General features: G+C 70.4%; 20 protein-coding genes, 1 tRNA gene and 1 riboswitch. Of the genes, 8 read left to right on the top strand and 13 right to left on the bottom strand.

The window, feature by feature from the left end:
- The first annotated feature begins 6 nt into the window (after window positions 1–6).
- Window positions 7–399: an MmcQ/YjbR family DNA-binding protein gene (locus WFI52_RS10190; RefSeq protein ID WP_336626419.1), complete on the top strand. Its 393-nt coding sequence runs from the start codon at window positions 7–9 to the stop codon at window positions 397–399.
- Window positions 400–515: 116 nt separating this feature from the next.
- Here the strand turns inward: WFI52_RS10190 and glpK are convergent, their stop codons facing one another.
- From glpK to WFI52_RS10175, 3 genes are all read right to left on the bottom strand, one after another.
- A complete protein-coding gene (gene glpK / locus WFI52_RS10185) occupies window positions 516–2,030 on the bottom strand; it encodes a glycerol kinase GlpK (protein WP_336626420.1) in 1,515 nt (504 codons plus the stop codon).
- Window positions 2,031–2,080: 50 nt separating this feature from the next.
- Window positions 2,081–2,839 carry an MIP/aquaporin family protein gene (locus tag WFI52_RS10180; protein ID WP_336626421.1) on the bottom strand — a complete coding sequence of 253 codons (759 nt, stop codon included), beginning with the start codon at window positions 2,837–2,839 and terminating at the stop codon, window positions 2,081–2,083.
- A gap of 90 nt (window positions 2,840–2,929) precedes the next feature.
- Entirely contained in the window at window positions 2,930–4,645 is a 1,716-nt protein-coding gene (locus WFI52_RS10175) for a glycerol-3-phosphate dehydrogenase/oxidase (protein ID WP_336626422.1), read from the bottom strand.
- Window positions 4,646–4,769: 124 nt separating this feature from the next.
- Here WFI52_RS10175 and WFI52_RS10170 point away from each other — a divergent pair, with 124 nt between their 5' ends.
- Window positions 4,770–5,759 carry a sugar-binding transcriptional regulator gene (locus WFI52_RS10170; protein WP_336626423.1) on the top strand — a complete coding sequence of 330 codons (990 nt, stop codon included), beginning with the start codon at window positions 4,770–4,772 and terminating at the stop codon, window positions 5,757–5,759.
- 3 nt (window positions 5,760–5,762) lie between these two features.
- Here WFI52_RS10170 and WFI52_RS10165 read toward each other — a convergent pair whose 3' ends face one another.
- The 3 genes from WFI52_RS10165 to WFI52_RS10155 all read right to left on the bottom strand — a co-directional run bounded on the left by WFI52_RS10165 (window position 5,763) and on the right by WFI52_RS10155 (window position 8,723).
- Window positions 5,763–6,551 carry an energy-coupling factor transporter transmembrane component T family protein gene (locus WFI52_RS10165; protein WP_336626424.1) on the bottom strand — a complete coding sequence of 263 codons (789 nt, stop codon included), beginning with the start codon at window positions 6,549–6,551 and terminating at the stop codon, window positions 5,763–5,765.
- The gene (locus tag WFI52_RS10160; RefSeq protein WP_336626425.1) at window positions 6,548–8,059 is read right to left on the bottom strand and encodes an ABC transporter ATP-binding protein; all 1,512 of its coding nucleotides are present in this window, start codon (window positions 8,057–8,059) and stop codon (window positions 6,548–6,550) included. The genes WFI52_RS10165 and WFI52_RS10160 overlap by 4 nt, the downstream gene beginning before the upstream one ends.
- 4 nt (window positions 8,060–8,063) lie before the next feature.
- Window positions 8,064–8,723, bottom strand: a complete 660-nt coding sequence (locus WFI52_RS10155) for an ECF transporter S component (RefSeq protein WP_336626426.1) — start codon at window positions 8,721–8,723, stop codon at window positions 8,064–8,066.
- A riboswitch (TPP riboswitch) is annotated at window positions 8,716–8,825 on the bottom strand. (Overlaps the previous gene by 8 nt.)
- A 35-nt stretch (window positions 8,826–8,860) precedes the next feature.
- Between WFI52_RS10155 and WFI52_RS10150 the strand changes: the two genes are divergently transcribed.
- Window positions 8,861–10,294 carry a D-alanyl-D-alanine carboxypeptidase gene (locus WFI52_RS10150; RefSeq protein WP_336626427.1) on the top strand — a complete coding sequence of 478 codons (1,434 nt, stop codon included), beginning with the start codon at window positions 8,861–8,863 and terminating at the stop codon, window positions 10,292–10,294.
- A 4-nt stretch (window positions 10,295–10,298) separates the two neighbouring features.
- Here the strand turns inward: WFI52_RS10150 and WFI52_RS10145 are convergent, their stop codons facing one another.
- From WFI52_RS10145 to WFI52_RS10135, 3 genes are all read right to left on the bottom strand, one after another.
- Window positions 10,299–11,897, bottom strand: coding sequence for an SLC13 family permease (locus tag WFI52_RS10145; protein WP_336626428.1), 1,599 nt, complete (start codon window positions 11,895–11,897; stop codon window positions 10,299–10,301).
- A 25-nt stretch (window positions 11,898–11,922) separates the two neighbouring features.
- A complete protein-coding gene (locus WFI52_RS10140; protein WP_336626429.1) occupies window positions 11,923–12,360 on the bottom strand; it encodes a MarR family winged helix-turn-helix transcriptional regulator in 438 nt (145 codons plus the stop codon).
- A 77-nt stretch (window positions 12,361–12,437) separates the two neighbouring features.
- Window positions 12,438–12,528: transfer RNA gene (locus tag WFI52_RS10135), tRNA-Ser, on the bottom strand.
- A gap of 102 nt (window positions 12,529–12,630) precedes the next feature.
- Here WFI52_RS10135 and WFI52_RS10130 point away from each other — a divergent pair.
- From WFI52_RS10130 to radA, 3 genes are all read left to right on the top strand, one after another.
- Window positions 12,631–14,031, top strand: coding sequence for an MFS transporter (locus WFI52_RS10130; protein ID WP_336626481.1), 1,401 nt, complete (start codon window positions 12,631–12,633; stop codon window positions 14,029–14,031).
- 4 nt (window positions 14,032–14,035) lie between these two features.
- Window positions 14,036–14,989 (top strand): L-lactate dehydrogenase, encoded by a 954-nt coding sequence (locus WFI52_RS10125; protein WP_336626482.1) that lies wholly within the window; start codon window positions 14,036–14,038, stop codon window positions 14,987–14,989.
- Between the two features lie 63 nt (window positions 14,990–15,052).
- Entirely contained in the window at window positions 15,053–16,414 is a 1,362-nt protein-coding gene (radA, locus tag WFI52_RS10120) for a DNA repair protein RadA (RefSeq protein ID WP_336626483.1), read from the top strand.
- 18 nt (window positions 16,415–16,432) lie between these two features.
- Here the strand turns inward: radA and WFI52_RS10115 are convergent, their stop codons facing one another.
- From WFI52_RS10115 to WFI52_RS10105, 3 genes are all read right to left on the bottom strand, one after another.
- Window positions 16,433–16,834 (bottom strand): dehydrogenase, encoded by a 402-nt coding sequence (locus WFI52_RS10115; protein WP_336626484.1) that lies wholly within the window; start codon window positions 16,832–16,834, stop codon window positions 16,433–16,435.
- A gap of 279 nt (window positions 16,835–17,113) precedes the next feature.
- Window positions 17,114–17,800 (bottom strand): hypothetical protein, encoded by a 687-nt coding sequence (locus WFI52_RS10110; RefSeq protein ID WP_336626485.1) that lies wholly within the window; start codon window positions 17,798–17,800, stop codon window positions 17,114–17,116.
- 26 nt (window positions 17,801–17,826) lie between these two features.
- A complete protein-coding gene (locus WFI52_RS10105) occupies window positions 17,827–18,327 on the bottom strand; it encodes an amino-acid N-acetyltransferase (protein WP_336626486.1) in 501 nt (166 codons plus the stop codon).
- 132 nt (window positions 18,328–18,459) lie between these two features.
- Between WFI52_RS10105 and WFI52_RS10100 the strand changes: the two genes are divergently transcribed.
- Both WFI52_RS10100 and WFI52_RS10095 read left to right on the top strand, forming a co-directional pair.
- Window positions 18,460–20,994 (top strand): circularly permuted type 2 ATP-grasp protein, encoded by a 2,535-nt coding sequence (locus tag WFI52_RS10100; protein ID WP_336626487.1) that lies wholly within the window; start codon window positions 18,460–18,462, stop codon window positions 20,992–20,994.
- Window positions 20,995–21,005: 11 nt separating this feature from the next.
- Window positions 21,006–21,914, top strand: coding sequence for a transglutaminase family protein (locus WFI52_RS10095; RefSeq protein WP_336626488.1), 909 nt, complete (start codon window positions 21,006–21,008; stop codon window positions 21,912–21,914).
- A 96-nt stretch (window positions 21,915–22,010) separates the two neighbouring features.
- On the opposite strand, the gene WFI52_RS10090 is transcribed toward WFI52_RS10095, so the two are convergent.
- Window positions 22,011–24,536 carry an ATP-dependent Clp protease ATP-binding subunit gene (locus WFI52_RS10090; protein WP_336626489.1) on the bottom strand — a complete coding sequence of 842 codons (2,526 nt, stop codon included), beginning with the start codon at window positions 24,534–24,536 and terminating at the stop codon, window positions 22,011–22,013.
- Between the last annotated feature and the right edge of the window lie 5 nt (window positions 24,537–24,541).

Here is a 24,541-nt window from a genome sequence, read left to right as displayed (position 1 = left end):
GAGCCCATGGCCCACCCCCTCATGTTCGACGACGCCGACCCCCTGCTCGCGCGCGTGCGGGAGATTGCGCTCGCCCTCCCCGAGGCGGCCGAGAAGATCACGCACGGACGACCCACGTTCTTCACGACGAAGGTGTTCGCGTACTTCGGCGGTTCGCCGCGCGGGGCAACGACCGATCGCCACGACGGAGCACTCCTCTTCCGCCCCGACCCGACCGATGCGCCCGCGCTGCGCCAAGACCCCCGGTTCTTCGAGCCCGCCTACCTGTGGCCGCACGGCTGGCTCGCCCTCGACCTCGACGGGGAGACCGACTGGGACGAGGTCGCCGAACTGCTGGATGCCTCCTTCCGCGCGACCGCGCCGCGGCGCCTCGTCGCGGCGCTCGACGCACGCACGTGAGTGCGCCGCGCACGCGCGAACTCCGCAGTAACGCACGTACTCCGCAGCCGAATCCCCCTTCGGCTGCGGAGTACGTGTCATTATGCGGAGTTCATCCCCTCCACTGAGCTACGGCGTCAGCGGACGTCGGCGTCGACCCAGTCCATGGACTTCGTGACGGCCTTCTTCCAGAGGCGCAGCTGGCGCTCGCGCTCCGGGGCGTCGTCGGAGGGCTCCCAGCGCTTGTCCTCCTGCCAGTTGGCCCGCAGCTCGTCGAGGTCGTTCCAGAACCCGACCGCGAGGCCCGCAGCATACGCCGCGCCCAAAGCGGTCGTCTCGGCGACGACGGGGCGCACCACCGGCACGCCGAGGATGTCGGCCTGGAACTGCATGAGCGCGTCATTGGCGATCATGCCCCCGTCGACCTTCAGCTCGGTGAGGTCGACGCCCGAGTCGGCGTTCACGGCATCCAGCACCTCGCGGGTCTGGAAGGCGGTCGCCTCTAGCGCCGCGCGGGCGATGTGGTTGCGGTTCGCATAGCGGGTGAGACCGACGATCGCGCCGCGCGCGTCGGGGCGCCAGTACGGGGCGAACAGACCCGAGAACGCCGGAACGAAGTAGACGCCGCCGTTGTCCTCGACCTTCTGGGCGAGCTCTTCCACCTCGGGTGCCGAGGAGATGATGCCGAGCTGGTCCCGCAACCACTGGATGAGCGATCCCGTGACGGCGATCGACCCCTCCAGTGCGTAGTGGGCCGGCTCGTCGCCGAGCTTGTAGCCCACCGTCGTGAGCAGACCGTTCTCGCTCTTCACGATGTCGGTGCCCGTCTGGAAGATGAGGAAGCAGCCCGTTCCATAGGTGTTCTTGCTCTCACCCGCGTCGAACGCCGCCTGCCCGAACGTCGCCGCCTGCTGGTCGCCGAGGATGCCGGCGACCGGCGTCTCGCGGAGGAGTGACGTGTCGCGTGCCTCGCCGTAGACCTCCGAGGACGAGCGGATCTCCGGCATCATCGACAGGGGTACGCCGAACTCCGCGAGGATGTCCTCGCGCCACTGCAGCGTCTTCAGGTCCATGAAGAGCGTCCGCGAGGCGTTCGTCACGTCGGTCGCGTGCACGCCGCCCTCGGGACCACCCGTGAGGTTCCAGAGCACCCACGTGTCGGTCGTGCCGAAGATGAGTTCTCCCGCCTCGGCCTTCTCGCGCGCGCCTTCGACGTTCTCGAGGATCCAGACGATCTTCGTGCCCGAGAAGTACGTCGCCAGGGGCAGGCCGACGATGTCCTTGAAGCGCTCGACGCCCTCGTCGCCGGCGAGGCGGTCGACGATCGGCTGCGTGCGGGTGTCCTGCCAGACGATGGCGTTGTAGACGGGGATGCCGGTGTTCTTGTCCCACACGACGGCCGTCTCGCGCTGGTTCGTGATGCCGATCGCCGCGATGTCGTGGCGCGTGAGGTTCGCGCGCCCGAGGGCGATGCCGATCACCTCCCGCATGTTGTCGCGGATCTCGATCGGGTCGTGCTCGACCCAACCGGCGCGCGGCATGATCTGCTCGTGCTCCTTCTGGCCGACGGAGATGACCGAGCCCTTCTTGTCGAAGATGATGGCGCGGCTGGACGTGGTGCCCTGGTCGAGGGCGATGATGTACTGAGTCATGAGATGGACTTCCTTGTCTCTTGCCTATTCAGGTGGGATCCGGCGCCCGCTCAGACGCCCGCGAGGTGGAGCAGAACCGGCGAGGCCAGTGCGGCGAGCGCACCGCCGATGAGGGGTCCGACGACGGGCACCCACGAGTACGCCCAGTCGCTCGAGCCCTTGCCCTTGATGGGGAGGATCGCGTGAGCGATGCGCGGACCGAGGTCACGCGCCGGGTTGATGGCGTAGCCGGTCGGGCCACCCAGCGACGCGCCGATGCCGACCACGAGGAGGGCGACGGGGACGGCCGTCAGCGGGCCGAGGCCACCGGGGACGCCGATCTGCACGTCGCCGTAGTCGGCGAACGCGAAGATCACGAAGACGAGCACGAACGTACCGATGATCTCGGTGACGAGGTTCCAGCCGTAGGAGCGGATCGCCGGGCCGGTCGAGAAGACGCCGAGCTTGGTCGCCGGGTCGGGTTCGGCGTCGAAGTGGTCCTTGTACGCGAGCCAGCAGAGCACAGCGCCGAGGAAGGCACCGACCAGCTGGGCTGCGATCGCCACGAGGAAGTGCGTGAAGGTGATCTTTCCCGCGATCAGAAGGCCGATCGAAACGGCGGGGTTCAGCTGCGCGCCGGAGTAGGCCGAGACGAGGACACCCGCGAACACCGCAAGGCCCCAGCCCCAGTTGATCATCAGCGTTCCGCCGCCGTTGCCCTTCGTCCCCTTCAGGATGACGTTGGCGACGACACCGCCACCGAGAAGGAGCAGCATTCCGGTTCCGACCATCTCGGACAGGAAATAGAGCCCCAGATTGACGTCTTGCATGTCGACATTGACCTTTCATGGGTGGCCTGAGGAGGGACCGGCGTCAGGCCGCGCCGGAGTCGTGGGCGAGGAGCGGGGGCGCTCCCCGCGTCAGTGGGCGAGGGCCGCGACCCCCGCGTGGCCGAGCTCGACGCGGTGCGCGTCGCGCAGGTTCGCCGCGGCCGCCTCGACCTCGGCGCGGGTGCGCTCGGCATCCCAGCCGAGGGCGGGGGCCGCGGCGTCGGCGATCTCGACGAGTGTCTCGGGAGTCATGCCACCGACGAACGCGACCGAGGTGCGACGCAGCAGCAGGTCCATGAGGTTCACGACCTCTTCACGCTCGGCGAGGAAGGCGATCTCTTCGCGAGAGTAGGCCGGCGCGTGCTCGAGCGGATGCTGCACGACCGGCAGGGCGGCCAGCAGCTCGGCCGCGTAGGTGCCGTAGCGTTCGAGCATGCGGTCGGCGAAGGCCGCCTCGTGCGCGCCGCGGTGCGCGTCGATCCAGCGGGCGCGGGTCGCGGCATCCTTCGGGTAACCCGCTCCCCCACCGATCGCGAGGTTTGCCGTCGACTGCGTGCGGCGCCGACCGAGCAGGGCGAGAGCATCGTTCGCGACGTGCTCCGAAAGCGCGCGGAACGTCGTCCATTTGCCGCCGACGAGACTCAGCACGGGGGTTCCGGCGAGGTCGCCCTTCTCGACGCGGTAATCGCGTGAGACGAAGCCGGGCGCGACGTCGTCGTGCCGAGGCAGCGGACGGATGCCGGAGAACGTGTAGACGATCTGCTCACGCGTCACCGCGATGCGCGGGAAGACCTGCGCAATCAGGTCGAAGAAGTACGAGATCTCGTCATCGGTGCACACGACCGGCTTCGACGGATCGGCGTCGATGTCGGTCGTGCCGACCATCACGCGTCCCTTCAGCGGGTAGATGAGCACGATGCGACCGTCGGATGCCTCGAAGAAGATCTCGTTGCCACGGGTCGCCGCGAGCAGCTCGTCGTTCTCGAGCACGATGTGCGAGCCCTTCGTGCCGCCCATGAAACGAGTCGGCGCACCGAGGGCGATGTTGGTGAGGTCGGTCCAGGGGCCGCTCGTGTTGACAATGACCTTCGCGGTGAAATCGAACTCCTCGCCGGAGACCTCGTCACGGAGGGTCACCGCCTTGCCGTTCGCGCCGACGGCGCTGACGTAGTTCGCGGAGCGCGCGGCGCCCTCCTGCTGACCGTCGCGCAGAACGTCGAGCGCGAGGCGCTCGGGGTCGTGCATCGAGGCGTCGTAGTAGGTCGCGGTGTACGCGAAGCGGTCGTCGAGGTCGGGGAAGCGCTCGCGCGAGGCCTTGCGCCCGTGGAACGTGTGCCGCGGCACCGACCCGCCGTCGCGGGAGAACGTGTCGTACATCGTGAGCCCGACCTTGATGAGCAAGGCTCCGCGCTCGCGCGGCTTGCCGCGCCCGTGCGTGAAGAGCAGACGGAAGGGCGCCGTGAGGATGCCGGAGAACGTCTTGTGGATCGGGATCGTCGTCGGGAGGGGCTTGACGAAGTGGGGGGCGTTGCGGACGAGCGCATTACGCTCGACGACCGCTTCCTGCACCAGGCGGAACTCGCCGTTCTCGAGGTAGCGCACGCCGCCGTGGACCATGTGACTGGATGCCGAAGACGCGCCCGACACGTAGTCGCCGCGCTCGACGAGCGCCACATCGACGCCCTGCAGGGCAAGATCGCGGAACGTCGCGACGCCGTTGATGCCGCCGCCGATGATGAGGACGTCGGCCTCGGGGCGCTCGCGGAGCGCCCGGACACTCGAGCGCAGCTGTGTCGTGTCGATCATCGTCGATCCTTTCGTCGGTGACGAGTCCTACACTTGAGCAATCGCGCACGTTCGCACAACCCCCCGTGCACGAATGTGCGAGCGCCGGGATAATAGGCACGATCGTGCAGGAAAGCGGGCACCGATGGAGTCGGACGACGTCACGAATGTGCGCACGCGAGACGCGCTGCGCGCGGCACACCTGTACTACGTGCAGGAGCTGACGATGGAGGAGATCGCGACGGAGATGCGGATCTCTCGCTCGTCGATCTCGCGCCTGCTCGCATACGCACGCGAGATCGGACTCGTGGAGATCACGGTGCACTCGCCGCAGGACGGCATCGACAGCCTCGCCGAGCGGATCACCGACCTCTTCGGGGCGACGGCCGAGATCGTGCCGACGCCCGTGCGAGCGAGTGACGCGGAGCGCCTCGCCCGCGTCGCACGCTCGGCGGCCCGCCGCGTCGCGACCCTCGCCGACGACAACATGAGCATCGGGATCGCGTGGGGCGCGACGGTCTCGGCGATCGCCCGGGAGCTGCCGTCGCGTCGGCTGCACAACGTGCACGTCGTGCAGATGAACGGTGCCGCCAACCCGATGACATCGGGGCTGCCGTATGCGTCGTCGATCCTCGAGCGCTTCGCGACCGCATTCGGAGCCGACGTGCAGCTGTTCCCCGTGCCTGCCTTGTTCGACGACCCGCACACGAAGGACCTCATGTGGCGCGAACGCTCGATTCGTCGAGTGCTCGACGCGCAGGACGACATCGGCATGTTCGTGTTCGGTCTCGGCTCGCCGCGCGCCGACGTGCCCTCGCACGTCTACTCCGGCGGCTACCTGACGGGCGAGGATTCGCGTGCGCTCCTGCGCGACGGCATCGTCGGCGACTGCGCGACAGTGTTCTACCGCGAGGATGGATCGAGCGACGGCATCGACCTGAACCGGCGCTCCAGCGGACCGAGCTTCACCGCGATCCGACGCATCCCGCGACGGGTCTGCGTCGTGTCGAGCCTGTCGAAGCTCGCTGCGCTGCGCGGCGCGCTCGCGGCATCCCTCGTCACGGACCTCGTCGTCGACGAGGGAGTCGCGCGGGCCCTCGTCAGCTCGACGCCCGCCCGGACGACCCGGCGCTGAACGTCACCGCGGGCCGAGGATGAAGTTCCACGTGCCTGCGAACACCGCCGCCGCGACGGCGAGCGCCGAGATCGCGGCGCCGATCGCGATGAGCGTCCACTCGGGGGTGCCGAAACGTGAGGGTCGCGCCCAAGTGCGCCGTACAGGCGCGCCGAAACCGCGCGCCTCCATCGCCGTCGCGAGCTTGGAGCCGCGTCGGATCGACAGGACGAGCAGCGCGAACGCCATTCCGACGAAACGCCGAATGCGCCCTCGGTCGGCGACGCCCCGCGCCCGCCGGGCGAGTTCGAGGGCGCGCCAGTCGTCGAGGAAGAGCCCGACCATCCGCAGGCCCGCGAGCGCTCCGAGGACGAAGCGCGCGGGCAGGTGCGCGACCTGCGCGAGCCCGTCGGCGAGGTCGGTCGGGTCGACCGTGACGAACAGCACGACCGAGGGCAATGCGACGGCGAGCACCCGCAGGAAGGTCGCGAGCGCGAGCGCCAGCGACCCCTCGCTGACGCGCACGACGAACCATTCCAGATAGACCTCGCCGGATGCCTCGCCGTACAGCGCGATCGTCAGCGCCGTCAGCGGCGCCGCGAGCCACACCGGCCACGTGCGCACCCAGAATTCGCGCCAGGAGAGCCCCGCGAACGCGAACAGCACGCACTCGAGCACGAGCGCGACGGCCGCCGACACGGGGTCGAGGGTCAGGATGAGCGGCACCGCGATGAGCGCGCTCGCGGCGAGCTTGGCGACGGGATTGATGCGCGCGACGACGCCCGTGCGGGCACGCGTGTCGAGGAGGGTCACGGCGCCTCCCCCGCACCCGGTCGCGGCGGCGCGGCGAGTGCGAACCGCTCGGCGTGCAGTGCCGTGACGACGGCCTCGTCGTGCGTGACGGCGACGATCGCCCCGCCCTCGCCGCGCAGCGCCGCGAGAAGCGCGACGAGCTCGGCCCACGTGCGGGCGTCCTGCCCGAACGTCGGCTCGTCCAGCACGAGCACGCGCGGAGACGTCGCGAGCGCGGCGGCGACCGTGAGGCGCCGCTTCTCGCCCCCCGACAGCGTGTAGGGGTTCGCGCGCGCGAGCGGCGCGAGCCGCAGCCGCTCGAGCAGGTCGTCGGTGCGGGCGGCGATCTGCGCGTCGCTCGGGCCGCGCCCCGCCCGCTGCAGTGCGCGCGGGCCGACCTCGAGCTCGTCGCGCACGGTCGTGCGCAGCAGCTGGTGCTCCGGGTCCTGGAACACCGTCCCGATGCGGGTCAGCAGGTCGCGGGAGCGCCACCGGATCGGGCTGTCGCCAGCCCCGGCATCCAGCGCCTCGGCGGCTACGACTTCGCCCGCGGCGGCGGGCAGGAGCCCCGCGAGTGTGAGCGCCAGCGTCGACTTGCCCGCGCCGTTGGGGCCCGTGATCGCGAGCGCGGCCCCCGCTCGCACGTCGACGTCGAGCCCCGACGCGACCGGCACTCCGCGCACGCGCGCGACGGCGAGGCCGCGCCCGTGCAGCAGCACCTCTCCCGGGGCGCGGGCCGGGGCGGGCGGCAGCGCGGGCGGGATGCCGGGAACCCAGACCCCCGCCGCTGCGAGCTCCGCTCCGCGGGCGCCGAGCACGGCGTCCGGCGCGCCGTCGGCGACGACGCCGTCCGCGCCGAGGACGATCACGCGGTCCACGAGCGGCAGCCACACGTCGACCCGGTGCTCCACGACGATGAAGGTGGCGCCCGTGGCGTCGAGCACGCGTCCGACCGCGTCGCGGACCTCCGCGACGCCCGCGGGGTCGAGGTTCGCGGTCGGTTCGTCGAGGAGCAGGAGTCCGGGTCGCATCGCGAGCGCGCCGGCGAGCGCCAGGCGCTGCTTCTGCCCGCCGGAGAGCGCCTTGGTCGGGCGGCCCAGGGGCACGTCGAGACCCACGGCATCCAAGGCGTGGTGCACCCGCGGCCAGATCTCCTCGCGCGGGATGCCGAGGTTCTCGCACCCGAACGCGACGTCATCGCCCACCCGCGCGAGGATCACCTGCGCGTCGGGGTCCTGAAGGACGAGACCGGCGCGACCGCGCGCCGCGATCGGCGCCTCTCCGTCGATGAGCAGCTCACCACGGGATTCGCCCTCCTCATCTCCGCCGAGAACTCCCGCAAGAGCATGGAGGAGCGTCGACTTGCCCGCGCCGGAGGGGCCCAGCAGGAGCACACGCTCGCCGGGCTCGACCCGCAGGTCGACGCCGTCGAGCGCCCACGCCCGCCGCGACGCGTGCCTCCACCCCCACCCCCGCGCGGCGATGCGCGCGGGGGTGGGGGTGGAGGTGCCCGTTGTGGACCCGCGCATCCCGTCAGACGAGGTCGCGCCGCTCGCGGCCGGACGCGAAGCGCTCGAGCGCTCCGGTCGCGGCGATGCCGCGCGCGAGGAACCATGAGAGCGCACCTGCGATGACGGCACCCGAGACGGTGGTGCTGATGAGGTAGATGACGGTGAAGGCGGCATCCGCCCCGGCGTACCACAGGATGAGGTTGTTGATGCCGCCCGCGATCGCCGCTCCCGCGCCGGCGAGGATCGCGACCGGCAGGCTCCACGCGCGGTAGAAGAAGATGAGGAAGATGAGCTCGGCGCCGAGGCCCTGCACGAAGCCCGCCTCGAGCGTGAGGAATCCGCCCCACTGGTTGCCGATGAGCGCCGAGACCACCGCCGCGAGCGTCTCGGTGTAGATCGCCGCACCCGGCTTGCGGATGATGAGCGCACCGAGCACACCGGCGAACAACCACGGCCCGTCGAGAAGACCCTGCAGACCCGGCAGCAACGGCTCGAGAATCGACTTCGGGCCGAGATAGCCGATGTTCCAGAGCAGGAAGATGAGGCCGGATGCCACACCGATCACGCTCGCGACGACGATGTCGACGACCCGCCAGCGCAGGCGCCCGGAACGGGGGCCGTTCGTGCTGGTGCCGCCGGCATCCGAAGAGTGGACGGTGGACGGGGACGCAGACGCGTGCATATTCTCTCCTCCCTGCGCCGGCATGATCCGGATCAGGTTCGACGGTCGAAGCGTGGATCGCTTCCTCTCAGCCCGGCTCACCGGACTCCCGTGGTTGTGACGACGAGTATAGCCGCGCACCGGGTAACTTTGGTCGGGTGACCATCGACGACGCCCCCGTGACCTCTCGGCGGGCGCATCGCGACGCGGTGGCGGCCACGGCGGGTGAGAACGTCGCGGCATCCGACCCCGACGCCATCGTGGTGCGCAATGCGCGCGGCCGGCAAGCGCTCGGCTGGCTCGACGACGGCGCGGTCGCCGCGCGCACGACACCCGGCACCGAGATCGCGCCCGATCTGCTCGCGCGACGCCCGCACCGGTCGCCCCTCCGACCCGGGGTCGTCGTGCCGATCCTCTCGGGCCTCGGACTCGTCGGTGCGTACGCGGCGACGACGCTGCTGTGGCCGCTGTGGGCGGTCGCTCCGCACATCGAGCCCGCCGCCGTCGCCGATCTCGTCGGGGCACCGACGGCGGTCGTGTGGCCCGCCGAGGGCTCGGCGGCCGTCGGCGTGGCCGGGATCGACACCACGCCCGCCTCGACGGGCGACGCCGTCCCGATGGCGAGTATCACCAAGCTCGTGACGGCGCTGATGGTGCTCGATGAGATGCCCCTCGCCGTGGGCGAGAGCGGGCCGTCGTTCACCTTCGACGAGAGCGACCAGGAGACGTACTACGAGGACCTCACCGAAGACGAGTCGGCGCTCGACGTGCCCGTCGACGGCAGCCTCAGCCAGTACCAGATGCTGCAGGGCATGCTGATCGGATCGGCCGGCAACTACGCCGATCGCCTCGCGAGCACGATCTGGCCGACCGACACGGTGTTCGCGAAGGCGGCGCGCGCTTGGCTGGATCGCAAGAACCTGCCCGGCATCACCGTCGTCGAGCCGACCGGGATCGACCCCGCGAACGCCGCCGACCCGGCATCCCTCATCACTCTCGCACGCCTGGCACTGGCCGACCCCGTCATCGCGGAGATCGTCCGGACGCCGGTCGTCGACCTTCCCGGCGCCGGCCAGGTCGTGAACACCAACGACCTCCTCGCCGACCCGTCGGTCGTGGGGCTGAAGACCGGAAGCCTCACCGACCTCTACAACCTTCTCGCCGCGAAGGTGCAGCCGGTCGGCGACACGACCGTGCGGGTCTACGCCGTCGCGCTGGCACAGCCCGACGACGCCGCGCGCGACAGCGAGACCGCGCGCATGCTGAACGAAGTGGCCGCCGAGGCATCCGTGCCGACGACCCTCCCGACCGGCACCATCGTGGGCGCCGTCACCACGAAGTGGGGTGCCACGGCGCAGGTCGTCACCACGGGCGACCTGTCACTGCTGCTGTGGAACGCGCAGACGGCGCCGGTGACTTCCGACCTGGCGCTCGGCGACGCTCGCACCGCCGGCGCCGAGGTCGGCACCGTCTCGACGAAGGGGCCCCTCGGCACCGCGTCGACGAGCGCGCACCTGACCGCCGACATCCCCGACCCCGACGCCTGGTGGCGGCTCACCCACCCGCTGCAGCTGTTCGGTCTCGCCGACTGACCGGTCAGAACGGCCAGACGAGCGGCACGTAGAGCACGGCGACGGCGAGGTAGACGATCATCAGCGGGATGCCGAGACGCCAGTAGTCGCCGAAGCGGTAGCCGCCGGGCTGCAGCACCATGAGGTTCGCGGGGGTCGCGATCGGGGTGAGGAAGGACGCCGCGCCGGCGACCGTCAGCGCCATCATGAACGGAAGGACGCTGAGGTCGAGCGACTGCGCGATCGCGAGCGCGATCGGCGTCACGATGAGGACCGTCGCGACGTTCGAGATGAACTGACCGAGGACCATGGTGACGACGCACAGGACGAGCAGCGCGAGCTGCGGTGCACTGTCGCCGATGACGCCGAGAACGACATCCGCGACTCGCGTGGCGGCGCCCGTCGAGATGAAGGCGGCCGACAGGGGCACCATTCCGGCGATGAGGATGACGGTCGTCCACTCGATGGCGCGATACGTCTGCGGCACGGTCAGCACCCGGGTGAGAATGATCGCGCCCGCCGCCAGCAGGCCCGCGACCGCGGGCGGCACGGCCCCGGTGGCGAGGAGCACGATCATGATGCCGAGAATCACGAGAGCGCGCTTCGCCCCGCGACCGAGCGGCACGGCGCGCTGCACGGCCTGCGGCGGGGTGACGGCGATGACATCAGCCGACCGCGTGTAGTGCGTCAGCGCTCCCCACGGGCCCTGCACCAGCACGGCGTCGCCGGCCTGGAGCGTCAGCGTCCCCGGCCCCGTCGTGCGCGTCGCGCCCGCGCCGTCGTCCTCGCCGCGGCGGAGGCCGAGGATGACGAGGCCGTCGTCGCGCGTCGTCATCCCGACCGTCACGGTACGTCCGATGAGGCTCGACCGCGGGGCGACCAGCACTTCGGCGACGCCCAGCCGCGCGCTGAACAGTGCGCCCGTCTCGAGGGAGACGTCGTAGCTCGAGCGCAGGGCGCGGGCGAGTTCACTCGCGTCGACGGCGTCGGCGGCATCGCCGAAGTGCTCCGGCGTGCGCGCGGGCAGCAGGCGATCGCCGCCGAGTGCCACCGTCGCGATCGTGAGGAGGACGAGCGGGATTCCCGCGAGCGCGAACTCGAAGTAGCCGAACTCTCGCCCGCCGGCCGCCGCGGCGGCCTCCGACACGACGATGTTCACGGGCGTGCCCGTGAGGGTGAGGAGCGACCCCGCGCTCGCCGCGAACGCGAGGGGGATGAGCATCTTCGACGGGACGAGTCCCGCCCGCACCGCCACCACCACGACGACGGGGAGGAGGGCGGCGACGGCTCCGTTGATCGAGATGAACGCCGACAGCACCGCCACCATCGCGCCGATGACGACCGTCAGCCGCATCCGTCCCGTTCCCGCCCGGGTCACGACCTGCTGGCCGAGCCAGGCGGTCACGCCCGTGGCATCCAGCGCCTCGCTGACGACGAACAGGCTCGCGATGAAGAGGACGGTCGGATCACCGAACCCCGACAGGGCTTCGCCGAGCGTCAGGACACCCGTCGCCCACAGGGCGAGGGCGACGCCGACCGAGACGACGGCGAGCGGGATCCGCCCACTGACGAACGCGACGACCGCGGCCCCGAGGATGAGGAAGGTCCACGCCGCGGCATCCATGGCACGAGCCTAGCCAGGCCCGCGCTCAGCGGGCGAGGTCACGCAACAGTGCGGAGACGAGTTCGAGGTCGTCGGCGCTCCAGGCGTCCAGTCGCGCGCCGAGACGGGCCTCGCGATCGCTGCGGGCCGCCGCGATGCGCTCACGCGCGAGGTCGGTGACGGCCAGGACGCGGGCACGGCGGTCGACGGGGTCGGGTCGACTCTCGACGAGGCCGAGCTCTTCGAGCTGGCGGAGCTGACGACTGACGGCCGACTTGTCGGTCTGGAAACGATCGATGATCTCACCGGCCGATGTCACGGTGCCGTCGGCGAGCGCTGCGAGCACGCGATAGCCGAGCGGCTGCAGATCGGGGTGCACCGTTGCGGCCGCTTCACGCCAGTTCACGCGGATGCGGGCGAAGAGGGCCCCGAAATCCTGCTCGAGACGCGCGATCGCGGCATCCCGATCGGAAGTCGCGCTCATGCCCGCAAGTGTACGGGGAGAAGGTCGCGGGTCTGCTCTTGCTCCAAAGAAAACCCCCGACGAGTCGGGGGTTTTCGTGGCGGTGACGGTGGGATTTGAACCCACGGTAGGGGGTTACCCTACACAACTTTTCGAGAGTTGCACCTTCGGCCGCTCGGACACGTCACCGTCGTCCATCCTACGACAGTCGGGCGCATGCCGCGAACCGGCCGCGGGCTGCGATGCGACGACTGACCCCACGACGTCCGCGCTGCCCCCTAGCGTGGAGGCATGACCGATCGCATGACGTCGCAACAGCGCCTGGTCGTCGTGATCGCGGTTCTGGGCTCCTTCGTCGCCTTCCTGGATGGCACGGTCGTGAATGTCGCCCTGCCGGCGATCTCGCGCGAGCTCGGCGGCGGGCTGTCGACGCAGCAGTGGACGGTCGACGCCTACCTCGTGACACTCGGCGCCCTCATTCTCGTCGCAGGTGCAGCGAGCGACGCCTACGGGCGCCTGCTCGTGCTGCGTATCGGACTCATCGGCTTCGGCGTCGCCTCGGTGGCCGTCGCCGCCGCTCCGTCGATCGAGCTCCTCATCGTCGCGCGCGCCCTGCAGGGCGTCGCGGGGGCGTTCCTGGTGCCGAGCTCGCTCGCTCTCATCACGTCGACGATGGCCGAACCCGTGCGCTCGCGCGCGATCGGACTGTGGACGGCGTTGACCACCGGCGCCATGATCGTGGGGCCACTCCTCGGCGGCGTCATCGTGGACCACCTCTCCTGGCGCTGGGTCTTTCTCATCAACGTCGCACCCATCGGGGTCGCCCTCGCCCTCCTGCCACGCCTCGAGGCGCGCGACGAGCGGCGCCCGGGTGCCCGCATCGACTGGACGGGCGCCGTGCTGTGCACCGCGGGTCTCGGGCTCGCGGTACTCGCCCTCATCGAACTTCCCAACGCAGGCACCGCGAGCGCCGCAGTCCCCTGGCTGTGGGCATCGCTCGGCCTCGGCATCCTTCTGCTCGCCGCGTTCCTGCTCCGTCAGCGCAGCGCGTCGCAGCCGCTCCTTCCGCTCGACCTGTTCCGCAGCGGCACGTTCTCCGCCGGCAACCTCGCGACACTGTTCATCTATGCCGCGCTCTCGCTCAACGGCTTCGTGGTGTCGGTGTACCTCCAGCAGGGCGCCGGATTGTCCGCGACTCTCGCGGGTCTCGCGAGCCTGCCCACGACGATCCTCGTCATCGCGCTCAGCTCGCGCATCGGCGCACTGTCGGGACGCCTCGGGCCGCGGCTGTTCATGACCGTCGGCCCCCTCGTCATGGCGGTGGGATGCCTTCTCCTGCTGCTCGTCGGCACCGATTTCGACTACTGGTGGCAGGTCCTCCCCGCCATGATCGTCCTCGGACTCGGTCTCGCGATCACGGTGTCTCCGCTCACCGCGGCGATCCTGGGATCCGCCGACCCGGCGCGTTCGGGCATCGCATCGGCGGTCAACAACGCGGTCGCACGCGTCGCGGGCCTTCTTGCGATCGCCTCGCTGTCGGCGATCATCGGCGGCACGCTGGATCTCGACGGATTCCATCGTGTGGCTCTCGTCACCGGAGCGCTGCTCGTGGCGGGGTCGGTGGTGTCTGCGATCGGCGTGCGCAACCCTGCATCGGGCGGTGGCACGACACCGGGGGCACTGCCAGACTGAACGCATGAGCGTGATCGAGAACTCGAAACTGACCGTCGTCGGAGCGGGAGCGGTCGGCTCGTCCGTCGCGTACGCCGCCCTCATCCGCGAATCGGCGCGCCACGTCGCCCTATACGACATCGCCGCCGCGCGCGTCGAGGCCGAGGTGCTCGACCTCGCGCACGGCTCGCAGTTCACCGGGTCGAGCGACATCATCGGCGGCGCCGACCTCGACGTCACCGCCGGCTCGCACGTCGTCGTCATCACCGCGGGCGCCGCGCAGAAGCCCGGCCAGACGCGCATCGACCTCGCCGGTGTCAACGCCAACATCCTGCGCTCCCTCGTGCCCGACCTCCTCGAGCGCTCCCCCGACGCCGTCTTCGTCGTCGTCACGAACCCGGCCGATGTCATGGCCGTCATCGCGCAGGAGATCAGCGGCCTGCCGCGCGAGCGCGTCTTCAGCTCGGGCACGGTTCTCGACACCTCGCGACTGCGTTGGAAGATCGCCCGGCGCGCGGGTGTCTCGATCTCGAGCGTGCACGCCTACATCGTCGGCGAGCACGGCGACACCGAGTTCCCGCTCTGGTCGCACGCCACGATCGGCTCGGTCCCCATCCTGGAGTGGCAGCCGCTGGACGGGCAGCCGCGCTTCACGAAGGAGGAACTCGACCAGATCGCCGTCGACGTGCGGGATGCCGCGTACAAGGTCATCCAGGGCAAGGGCGCCACGAACTACGCGATCGGTCTCTCCGGCGCGCGCATCGTCGAGGCGATCCTCGGCGACGAGCACACCGTCCTGCCCGTCGCGCCGGTGCTCGAAGACTTCCACGGCGTGAGCGGCGTCGCCCTCTCGGTGCCGGCGGTGCTGTCGGCGTCAGGCGCGCAGCCCATCCGTGAGACGACGTTCTCGCCCTCCGAGCTCGAGCTCTTCCACCGTTCCGCCGACGCGCTGCGTGAGGTCGCCGACTCGCTGCGCTGAGGCCGCGCGCGACACCGCGCGCGCACGAACGGCCGTGTCGGATGGCGCGGTTAGCCTTGCTGCATGGCATCCAAGCGCGCGGCGACGACCCTGGCGTACCGCTGCACCGAGTGCGGCTGGACGAGCGCGAAGTGGGTCGGCCGGTGCGGCGAGTGCCAGCAGTGGGGCACCGTCGTCGAGGCGGCGACGTCGACGGGCATCGCCGCCTCGTCCGTGACGGCCCTCGCACCCACGCGCTCGGCACGCCCCATCACCGAGATCGACACGCGCGAGACCCCGCGCCGGACGACCGGTGTCGGCGAGTTCGATCGGGTGCTCGGCGGCGGTGTCGTCCCGGGGGCCGCGATCCTGCTCTCCGGCGAACCGGGCGTCGGCAAGTCCACGCTGCTGCTCGAGGTCGCGGCACGGACCGCCGCGGCGGGCCGCCGAGTGCTGTACGTGAGCGCCGAGGAGTCGCTCGGACAGGTGCGGCTACGTGCCGAACGCACCGGCGCGCTGAACGACGAGCTGTACCTCGCCGCTGAGACCGACCTTGCGACCGTGCTCGGTCACGTCGACGAGGCCGGCCCGGACCTCCTCGTCGTGGACTCGGTGCAGACGGTCTCATCCAGCCTCGTCGACGGATCGGCGGGCCATCCGAGTCAGGTGCGCGAAGTGGCATCCACGCTCATCCGCGTCGCGAAGGAGCGGGATCTCCCCGTGATCCTCGTCGGCCACGTCACGAAGGACGGCCAGGTCGCGGGCCCCCGCATCCTCGAACACCTCGTCGACGTCGTCTGCCACTTCGAGGGCGACCGGCAGACGTCGCTGCGGTTCGTCCGCGCACTGAAGAACCGTTTCGGGGCGACCGATGAGGTCGGCTGCTTCGAACAGACACAGCACGGCATCGCCGAGGTGCCTGACCCGAGCGCGCTGTTCCTCGGCCACGGCTCGCGCGAGCCGGGCACATGCGTCACGGTCGCCCTCGAAGGTCGGCGAGCGCTCCCCGTCGAAGTGCAGGCACTGACGCTGCCCGGGTCGGGCCCGAATCCGCGTCGCGTCGTGAGCGGCGTGGACGGTGCGCGCGTCGCGATGATCCTCGCCGTGCTCGAGAAGCGCGCGAACATCCGCGTCTCCGACCAGGACGTGTACGTCTCGACCGTGGGCGGCGTCCGCCTCGTCGAGCCGGCCGCCGACCTCGCGATCGCCCTCGCTGTCGCGAGCGCGGTCTCCAACCGCCCGAACCCCGCCAAACTCGTCGCGATCGGAGAGCTCAGCCTCGCGGGTGAGGTGCGCGCCGTGACGCAGCACGACCAGCGGCGCGCCGAAGCGGCGCGCCTCGGCTACCGATCCGTCGTCGACACGGCATCCACCGACCTGCGCGGCGCGTTGCGCGACCTCGCCCGGTTGCACCCCATCACCCCGGGCGACGAGCCGTCGTTCTGACAGCGCCGCACCCGCACGTCAGGCGTCGAGCGCGGCGATGAGATCGGCCGGAGTCGCCTGCATCGGATGCGGCCCCGCGATATCGAAGAACACCGTCGTGATCTCGGCCTCGTGCGCACCGAGGAACGCCCGCAGCCACGCGGGCGACTGCAGCCCGACAGCGGGCGGCAGCGCGGCCGGCTTGTGCGCCGCGTCGCTGAACAGCAGCAACGCGACATCGCCCGTGTTCGGATCGCGATAGGTCCACACCTCACCGCCATCGCGCGGGTCGTCTCTCTGCCCCGGGCGCATGAGCGGGACGACGGTCGGTCCGTGTCGCAGCGCAAAGGCGAGCGCCGCCATGTCCTGCGTCTGCAGAGCGTCCGCCAGCGGGGTGTTGCGGAACTCGAGGGATGCCTTCGCGCGCTTCTTGCCGGCCATGACATCCAGCCTAGGAGGGTGTGCGGCGGCGGCGGAAAGAGAGGCCCTCTCGATCCTCACATTGGGGACTGGGAGGATCGAGAGGGCCACGCTCACTCGCCGGACGGTCCGAGATTCGAGCCGCTGGGGTACGGCACCGTGCCGCTGCTGGGGACAGCGGGGACATCCGCCGAGGAGCTCCTTTCGAGGGTACGCATCCCTGAGCGAGGTGTCTGCGCCGCAGGCTCCCGAGCGGATGAGAATACTCTCAGAATGCGGTGTGCGCACCCCGATAGGGCGTCACTGGAGCTCGAACATCTTGGTGTCCGCGCCGACGATCCCGCCGATCGACACCTGCAGGTGGTAGTACCCGGCCGCGGCGGACGGGCGCGACGTCGAATCGCAGGTGTCCACCGACGAGCGCGTGCGGTCCCAGACGAGTGGCGTGACGCTGCCGACGGTCTGACCGGCCGCGAGCTGCACCACCTGATCGCTCGACTCGCTCTGGCAATCGGTCGACCGCCACCAGGTATCGGTCCCACTCGTGATGACGAACGCCTGCGTCGCCGTCCCGACATTGATGAGGCACGGCGCGCTCGACGTGTTCGACAGCGAGATCGAGAGTTGCGGCTGCTCCCCCGCTCCGTAGGAATCCTTGTCGGTGACGGCCAGCACCGAGATGTCCGAGGTCGTGCACGCGGCGATCGCCGGGTCGGTGCCGGACGCCGAGGGCGCCGGGTCGGCCGCGGGCGCGGTCGCCTGCCCGCCCCCGGTCGGTGTCACGGACGGGCTCACCGAAGCGGCCGGCGCGCTCCGCGTCGGCGATGGCGTCGCGCCGCCCGCAGCACTCTTCCACGGTTGCCAGATGGCGAGCACGACGGCCGCGACGATCACGAGGACGATCAGCACCGCGACGAGGCGCCGCCGTCGATACACGGCGGCGGACGGGCGACGGCGCGCGGCCTCGGTGGGTCGACGGGTGCTCACCCGTCCAGGCTATGCGGCCCGCGCCGTCAGAGCTGCTTGAGCATGCGGGTGTTGCCGAGCGTGTTCGGTTTGACGTGGGCGAGGTCGAGGAACTCCGCGACGCCCTCGTCCGGCGAGCGCAGCAGCTGGGAGTACACGTCGGGGTCGACGACCTGCTCGCCGATGGGGGCGAAACCGCGCCGTGAGAAGAAGTCGACCTCGAACGTCAGACAGAACAGCCGCGACAGGCCGAGCGCTCGCGCGTTCTCCTCGAGGCGCGCGACGACCGCGCCGCCGACACCGTGATGCAGCCACCCGTCGGCGACGATGAGGGTGCGGATCTCGCCCAGGTCCTCCCACATGACGTGCAGCGCGCCGCAACCGATGAGTTCGCCGTCGGCCTCGGCGACGACGAACTCCTGCACCGCCTCGTACACGGTGACGACGTCCTTGCCGAGCAGGATCCGCCGTTGCACCCACGGATCGAGAAGACCCAGGATGCCGCGCACGTCGGAGGTGCGCGCGGCGCGGACGGTGAAGGCGGTCACGGACCCACTGTATTGCCCGCCGTCATGCCGCTGCGCCGTGCCCGCCCCCGGGACCCCTACGCTGGAGCCTGAGCCGGCGACTTCCGCGGACCCGTCACGGAAGCGCCGCAGCTCTTGCCGAGGGGAGGCGCCGTGAGCGTGCTGCGCGACTACGCGGCATCCGTGTCTCAGCCGACGTTGGCGTTCGCGGGCGCCGGTGAGCCCCGCTACGACGAGGTCGTCGACGACGGCGGCGCTCTGCGCTCGGGGTGGAAAGCACTCGCCGAGCACGCCCTCGCCCTCACCGCCGACGATCTGCGCCGCATCGACGGTGAGATCACGCGCTTTCTCGCCGACGACGGTGTCTCCTACGTGCGCGCGGACGCAGGTGCCGACGGCGGCGCACAGCCGTGGCAGCTCGATCCGATGCCTCTCGTGCTCGACGCGCCGTCCTGGGCGCCGCTCGAGGTCGGGCTCGCCCAGCGCGCCGAACTGCTCAACGCGATCCTCGTGGACGTCTACGGCGAGCAGCGCCTCCTGCGCGAGGGCATCGTCCCCTCCGCCGTGATCTTCGGCCACAGCGGGTTCCTGCGCCCCCTCGCCCGCGCGAGCGCGAGCGATCGGCATCCGCTCCTCCTCTCGGCCGTCGATCTCGGTCGCGACGCGCACGGCGAATGGCGGGTGCTGACCGACCGCGTCCAGGCACCGTCGGGGCTCGGCTTCGCCGCCGAGAATCGTCGCGTCATCTCTCAGGTGCTCCCCGACCTCTTCCAGGAGAGCACGCTCCACCACATCGACCCGTACTTCGCAGCGCTGCGCGCGGCTCTGCTGACGTCGGTCGCAGACACCGTCGACGACCCGCGCGTGGTCGTCCTCTCCCCCGGAACGCTCAGCGAGACGGCGTTCGATCAGGCGTTCCTCGCGAACGCGCTCGGGTTCCCCCTCGTCCAGGGCAGTGACCTCGTCGTGCGCGACGGGTACGTGTGGATGAAGCCCGCGCGCTGGCCGGACAAGCGCCCCACCGACCGGATCGACGTCATCATCCGGCGGGTGGATGCCGCCTGGTGCGATCCGCTGGAACTGCGCGGCGACTCGCGACTCGGCGTGGCGGGCCTCACCGAAGCCGTCCGCCGCGGCACTGTTCGGCTCGTCAACGGGCTCGGCGCAGGCGTCCTCGAGAACCCCGCCCTCATGCCGTACCTCGCCGGCGCGTGCGAGCTGCTGCTCGGCGAACAGCTGCGACTTCCGTCCGCACCGACGTGGTGGTGCGGCGACGCGGCATCCCGCGCCCTCGTTCTCGACCGCCTCGCCGCGGGCGACCCCACTCTTCTCGTGCGGGCGATCGACGAACCGCGCCGAGCGGTCACGAGCGCCCCCGCCGATGAACTCGCCGCGCGCATCGCCGCGGCACCGCATCGCTACGTCGGCCAGGATCAGCTGCCCCTCTCGCAGACGCCGGTGTGGGATGCCTCGGGAACCCACCCGCGGGCAGCGTCGCAGTCGCTCACCCTGCGCGCCTTCACGCTCCGCTACGGCTCCGCCTACCGCCCACTCGTCGGGGGCCTCGCGAGCGTGCGTGCCCACCCCGACGCGCCGCCGCGCGCCAAGGACGTGTGGGTCCTCAAGAGCGCCGAGACCGACCCCGACCAGAACCTCACCGAGATCGCCCCGCTGCCGACGGCGCGCTCGACACCGCCGCTCGCTCCGCGCGCGCACGCCGACATGTTCTGGACCGGTCGCTATGCCGAGCGCACCGAAGATCTGCTGCGCCTGCTGCTCGCGGCGCAGGCCGAACTCGACCAGCCGGGCGCCTATACCGCGGGCGTCATCGCGGAGAGCCCACGGGTGCTGCTCGACGCCCTCGCCCGCCTCGCCGGCATGCGGTCACTCGATCCGGAGGCGGAGTTCCGGTCGCTCCTGCTCGACTCCCGACGTCCCGGATCGGCGGCGCACGGTGTGGCACGCCTCCGCGAAGCGATGGAGGGCGTCCGTGATCAGCTGTCGGGCGACACCTGGCGGGTCTTCGCGAACATCGACCGCGCGACGCGGGCCCTCCGCAGCTCGGCGCACCCGCACCGCACGGCGGAGTCCGGCGGGCGCATGCTCGCCGCGATGCTGTCGCTCTACGGAGTGACGGCGAACATGATCCGCGACACCGGCTGGCACATGATCGAAGCGGGTCGTTACCTCGAGCGCGGCCTGCAGCTGTGCGAGCTGCTGACGGCAGGCTTCGCGGAGCGCCGGGACGGACGCGCGGCGCGGAACGTCCTCGAAGCCGTGCTGATCGCTTCGGAGAGCGTCGTGACCTACCGCCGGCGCTACCGCGGATCGGCGCGCGCGGCGGACGTTCTCGATCTCCTGCTGCTCGACCGCAGCAATCCGCGCTCCCTGCGCTTCGCGCTCGACGAGCTGCGTACGCATCTGGCGGCCATGCCCGCCTCGACGGGATCCACCCGCGCGGAGCGCCTACTCGACCACCTCGAGACCGAGCTCGGCGTGGCCGATGTGTCTTCGCTCGGCGCGGCGACCCACGGCCGTCGCGACGTACTCGTCGACTTCCTCGCGCACGTGAAGGAGCAGCTCGAGCGCCTGTCCGATGCCGTACGCCACCTGCACTTCGAGAGCGGACCGCCCGCCGTGCCGCTCTCGGAGCTGTCGCTCATCGAAGTCATGGAGAGCCGCGGATGAGGGCGTATCGGGTGTGGCATCGCACGGCGTACACCTACAGCAAGCCCGTGCAGGACAGCGTCGGCCAGTTCCACCTCGTGCCGCGACCTCTGCCGTGGCAGCGCGTCGAGGCATCCGACGTCGTCGTCTCACCCCCGCCCGGCGATCTCTTCGCGGATCGCGACTATTTCGGCAACTCCTCCACCTACTTCCACGTGACCGATCCGCATGACGAGCTGACCATCACCTCGTCGAGCGAAGTGACCGTCGACGACCCCGCCTACGATCAGGGCGCTCTCGACCAGCCGTGGGAGCGTGCCCGCCCGCTTCTGCATCCCGAAGTGCCGGGCGCCTGGCGCGCGACGGAATACGCGCTCGAGTCGACGCGTGCGCGGCACGTATCGGAGGCGACGGCGTACGGCGCCGAGTCGCTCACGCCGGGGCGGCCTCTCGGCGAGGCCGCGACCGACCTCATGCAGCGCATCTTCCGCGACTTCACGTACGACAAGACCGCGACGACGGTGACCTCGACCGTCGCCGACGCGATGCGCAAACGAGCTGGCGTCTGCCAGGACTTCGCGCACGTCGCCCTCGCGTGTCTGCGGGGCAACGGCGTGGCCGCGCGATACGTCTCCGGGTATCTCGCGACGGAGCCCGCACCCGGCAAAGAGCGCGTCTTCGGAGCGGATGCCTCGCATGCCTGGCTCGCCGTGTGGCTGCCCGCGACAGGGTCTGCCGAAGACCGCACGAACGACCTCGCCGATGAGGGCGGCCAGTGGCTTGCGATCGATCCCACCAACAATCAATGGGCGAACGACCGCTACGTCACGGTCGCGTGGGGGCGCGACTACGGCGACGTCTCCCCCGTGAAGGGCATCATCTTCACGAAGGCGAAGCGCTCGACCCTGCGTGTGCAGGTCGACGTCGCGCCGCGCGACTGACGACGGCGCGATGCGCGGGTCCGCGAGCGCGCGCGGATCGACACGACGAAGGGGGCTGGATGCCTCGGCATCCAGCCCCCTCGTGTGCGCTCGGTGTCAGCTCCCCGCGACGATGTCCGGGGTGGCCTCGATCTCGCCGGCAGCTCCGACGCCCACGGCGACGCGCTCGCCGCGCGGGCCGTGCTCGAAGAGGAACTTCCCGCCCTCGGCATCCACCTTCACGTGGTCGCCGGGGTTGAGCTCGCCGTGCAGGATCCGCTCCGAGAGCTGGTCCTCGACCTCGCGCTGCATCGCGCGGCGCAGGGGCCGGGCGCCGAGCGTCGGATCGAAGCCGATCTCGATGAGACGGTCCTTCGCGGCGTCCGTCAGCTCGACCGTCATGTCACGGTCCAGCAGACGCTCGCTGAGGCGCTTCGTGAAGAGGCCCACGATCTGGCGGAGCTCATCCTTGTTCAGCTGCGGGAAGACGATGACGTCGTCGACGCGGTTGAGGAACTCGGGCTTGAAGTGACGCTTCAGCTCCTCGTCGACCTTGCCCTTCATCCGCTCGTACGTCGTCTGCGCGTTGCCCTCGACCTGGAACCCGACCGGGCCGCCGGCGATCGCCGACGAACCGAGGTTGGTGGTCATGATGATGACCGTGTTCTTGAAGTCGACGACGCGGCCCTGACCATCGGTCAGACGACCCTCTTCGAGGATCTGCAGCAGCGAGTTGAAGATGTCGGGGTGGGCCTTCTCGATCTCGTCGAAGAGCACGACCGAGAACGGCTTGCGGCGCACCTTCTCGGTGAGCTGGCCGCCCTCTTCGAAGCCGACGAACCCGGGAGGGGCACCGAACAGCCGCGACACGGTGTGCTTCTCACCGAACTCCGACATGTCGAGGGAGATCAGCGCGCCCTCGTCGTCGAAGAGGAACTCGGCGAGCGCCTTGGCGAGCTCGGTCTTCCCGACACCGGTGGGGCCGGCGAAGATGAACGAGCCCGACGGCCGCTTCGGGTCCTTGAGGCCGGCGCGCTGGCGGCGGATCGTGCGGGAGAGGGCCGCGATGGCTTCTTCCTGCCCGATGACGCGCTGGTGCAGCGCCTTCTCCATGAAGACGAGACGGCTCGTCTCCTCCTCGGTGAGCTTGAAGACGGGAATGCCGGTGGCCTGCGCGAGCACCTCGGCGATGAGACCCTCATCGACGACGGCGTGGCTCGCGACGTCACCCGAACGCCACTGCTTCTCGAGGCGGAGGCGCTCGGCGAGAAGGGACTTCTCCTCGTCGCGCAGCGATGCGGCCTTCTCGAAGTCCTGCTCCTCGGAGGCGAGCTCCTTGTCCTCGCGGACCTTCGCGATCTTCTCGTCGAACTCGCGCAGCTCCGGCGGGGACGACAGGATCGACAGGCGCAGACGCGCGCCGGCCTCGTCGATCAGGTCGATCGCCTTGTCGGGCAGGAACCGGTCGGAGATGTAGCGGTCGGCGAGGTTCGCCGCCGCGACGATCGCGCCGTCGGTGATCTGCACCTTGTGGTGCGCCTCGTAGCGGTCGCGCAGCCCCTTCAGGATGTTGATCGCGTGGGGCAGGCTCGGCTCGGCGACCTGGATCGGCTGGAATCGGCGCTCCAGCGCGGCATCCTTCTCGAAGTGCTTGCGGTACTCGTCGAGGGTCGTCGCACCGATCGTCTGCAGCTCGCCACGAGCGAGGAGCGGCTTCAGGATGGAGGCCGCGTCGATCGCTCCCTCCGCAGCGCCCGCACCCACGAGGGTATGGATCTCGTCGATGAACACGATGATGTCGCCGCGCGTACGGATCTCCTTCGTGACCTTCTTCAGGCGCTCCTCGAAGTCACCGCGATAGCGGGACCCCGCGATGAGCGAACCGAGGTCGAGCGAGTAGACCTGCTTGTCCTTCAGCGTCTCGGGGACGTCATTCTTGACGATCGCCTGCGCGAGGCCCTCGACGACGGCGGTCTTGCCGACGCCGGGCTCGCCGATGAGGACGGGGTTGTTCTTCGAGCGGCGCGACAGGATCTGCATGACGCGCTCGATTTCCTTCTCGCGCCCGATGACGGGGTCGAGCTTGTTGTCGCGCGCGGCCTGCGTGAGGTTGCGTCCGAACTGGTCGAGCACCGCCGAGCCGCCCTGGGCGGACTGGCTCTGCTGCTCGCCGGCACCGGTCGCGACGCCCGCGGGCTCTTTGCCCTGGTACCCCGAGAGCAGCTGGATGACCTGCTGGCGCACCTTGTTGAGGTCGGCGCCGAGCTTGACGAGCACCTGGGCGGCGACGCCCTCGCCTTCGCGAATGAGGCCGAGCAGGATGTGCTCCGTGCCGATGTAGTTGTGACCGAGCTGCAGCGCCTCTCGCAGCGACAGCTCGAGCACCTTCTTGGCGCGCGGCGTGAAGGGGATGTGGCCCGTCGGCTGCTGCTGGCCCTGGCCGATGATGTCCTGGACCTGCTCGCGGACGGCGTCGAGGGAGATCCCGAGGCTTTCGAGCGCCTTGGCCGCGACACCCTCACCCTCGTGGATCAGGCCCAGCAGGATGTGCTCGGTCCCGATGTAGTTGTGGTTGAGCATCTTCGCCTCTTCTTGGGCGAGGACGACGACGCGACGGGCACGGTCGGTGAATCTCTCGAACATGTCTG

It is taken from the genome of Microbacterium sp. MMO-20 (assembly GCF_037147735.1).
Lineage (GTDB): Bacteria > Actinomycetota > Actinomycetes > Actinomycetales > Microbacteriaceae > Microbacterium.
Note: the sequence above shows the minus strand (reverse complement) of the source record. Positions and strands in the feature narration are given on the sequence as shown.

Excerpts from the sequence above, each read along its gene's own strand:
- WFI52_RS10190 (WP_336626419.1), top strand. The coding sequence starts at position 7 with ATGGCCCACCCCCTCATGTTCGACGACGCCGACCCCCTGCTCGCGCGC.
- glpK (WP_336626420.1), bottom strand. The coding sequence starts at position 2,030 with ATGACTCAGTACATCATCGCCCTCGACCAGGGCACCACGTCCAGCCGC.
- WFI52_RS10180 (WP_336626421.1), bottom strand. The coding sequence starts at position 2,839 with ATGCAAGACGTCAATCTGGGGCTCTATTTCCTGTCCGAGATGGTCGGA.
- WFI52_RS10175 (WP_336626422.1), bottom strand. The coding sequence starts at position 4,645 with ATGATCGACACGACACAGCTGCGCTCGAGTGTCCGGGCGCTCCGCGAG.
- WFI52_RS10170 (WP_336626423.1), top strand. The coding sequence starts at position 4,770 with ATGGAGTCGGACGACGTCACGAATGTGCGCACGCGAGACGCGCTGCGC.
- WFI52_RS10160 (WP_336626425.1), bottom strand. The coding sequence starts at position 8,059 with ATGCGCGGGTCCACAACGGGCACCTCCACCCCCACCCCCGCGCGCATC.
- WFI52_RS10155 (WP_336626426.1), bottom strand. The coding sequence starts at position 8,723 with ATGCACGCGTCTGCGTCCCCGTCCACCGTCCACTCTTCGGATGCCGGC.
- WFI52_RS10145 (WP_336626428.1), bottom strand. The coding sequence starts at position 11,897 with ATGGATGCCGCGGCGTGGACCTTCCTCATCCTCGGGGCCGCGGTCGTC.
- WFI52_RS10140 (WP_336626429.1), bottom strand. The coding sequence starts at position 12,360 with ATGAGCGCGACTTCCGATCGGGATGCCGCGATCGCGCGTCTCGAGCAG.
- WFI52_RS10130 (WP_336626481.1), top strand. The coding sequence starts at position 12,631 with ATGACCGATCGCATGACGTCGCAACAGCGCCTGGTCGTCGTGATCGCG.
- WFI52_RS10125 (WP_336626482.1), top strand. The coding sequence starts at position 14,036 with ATGAGCGTGATCGAGAACTCGAAACTGACCGTCGTCGGAGCGGGAGCG.
- radA (WP_336626483.1), top strand. The coding sequence starts at position 15,053 with ATGGCATCCAAGCGCGCGGCGACGACCCTGGCGTACCGCTGCACCGAG.
- WFI52_RS10115 (WP_336626484.1), bottom strand. The coding sequence starts at position 16,834 with ATGGCCGGCAAGAAGCGCGCGAAGGCATCCCTCGAGTTCCGCAACACC.
- WFI52_RS10090 (WP_336626489.1), bottom strand. The coding sequence starts at position 24,536 with ATGTTCGAGAGATTCACCGACCGTGCCCGTCGCGTCGTCGTCCTCGCC.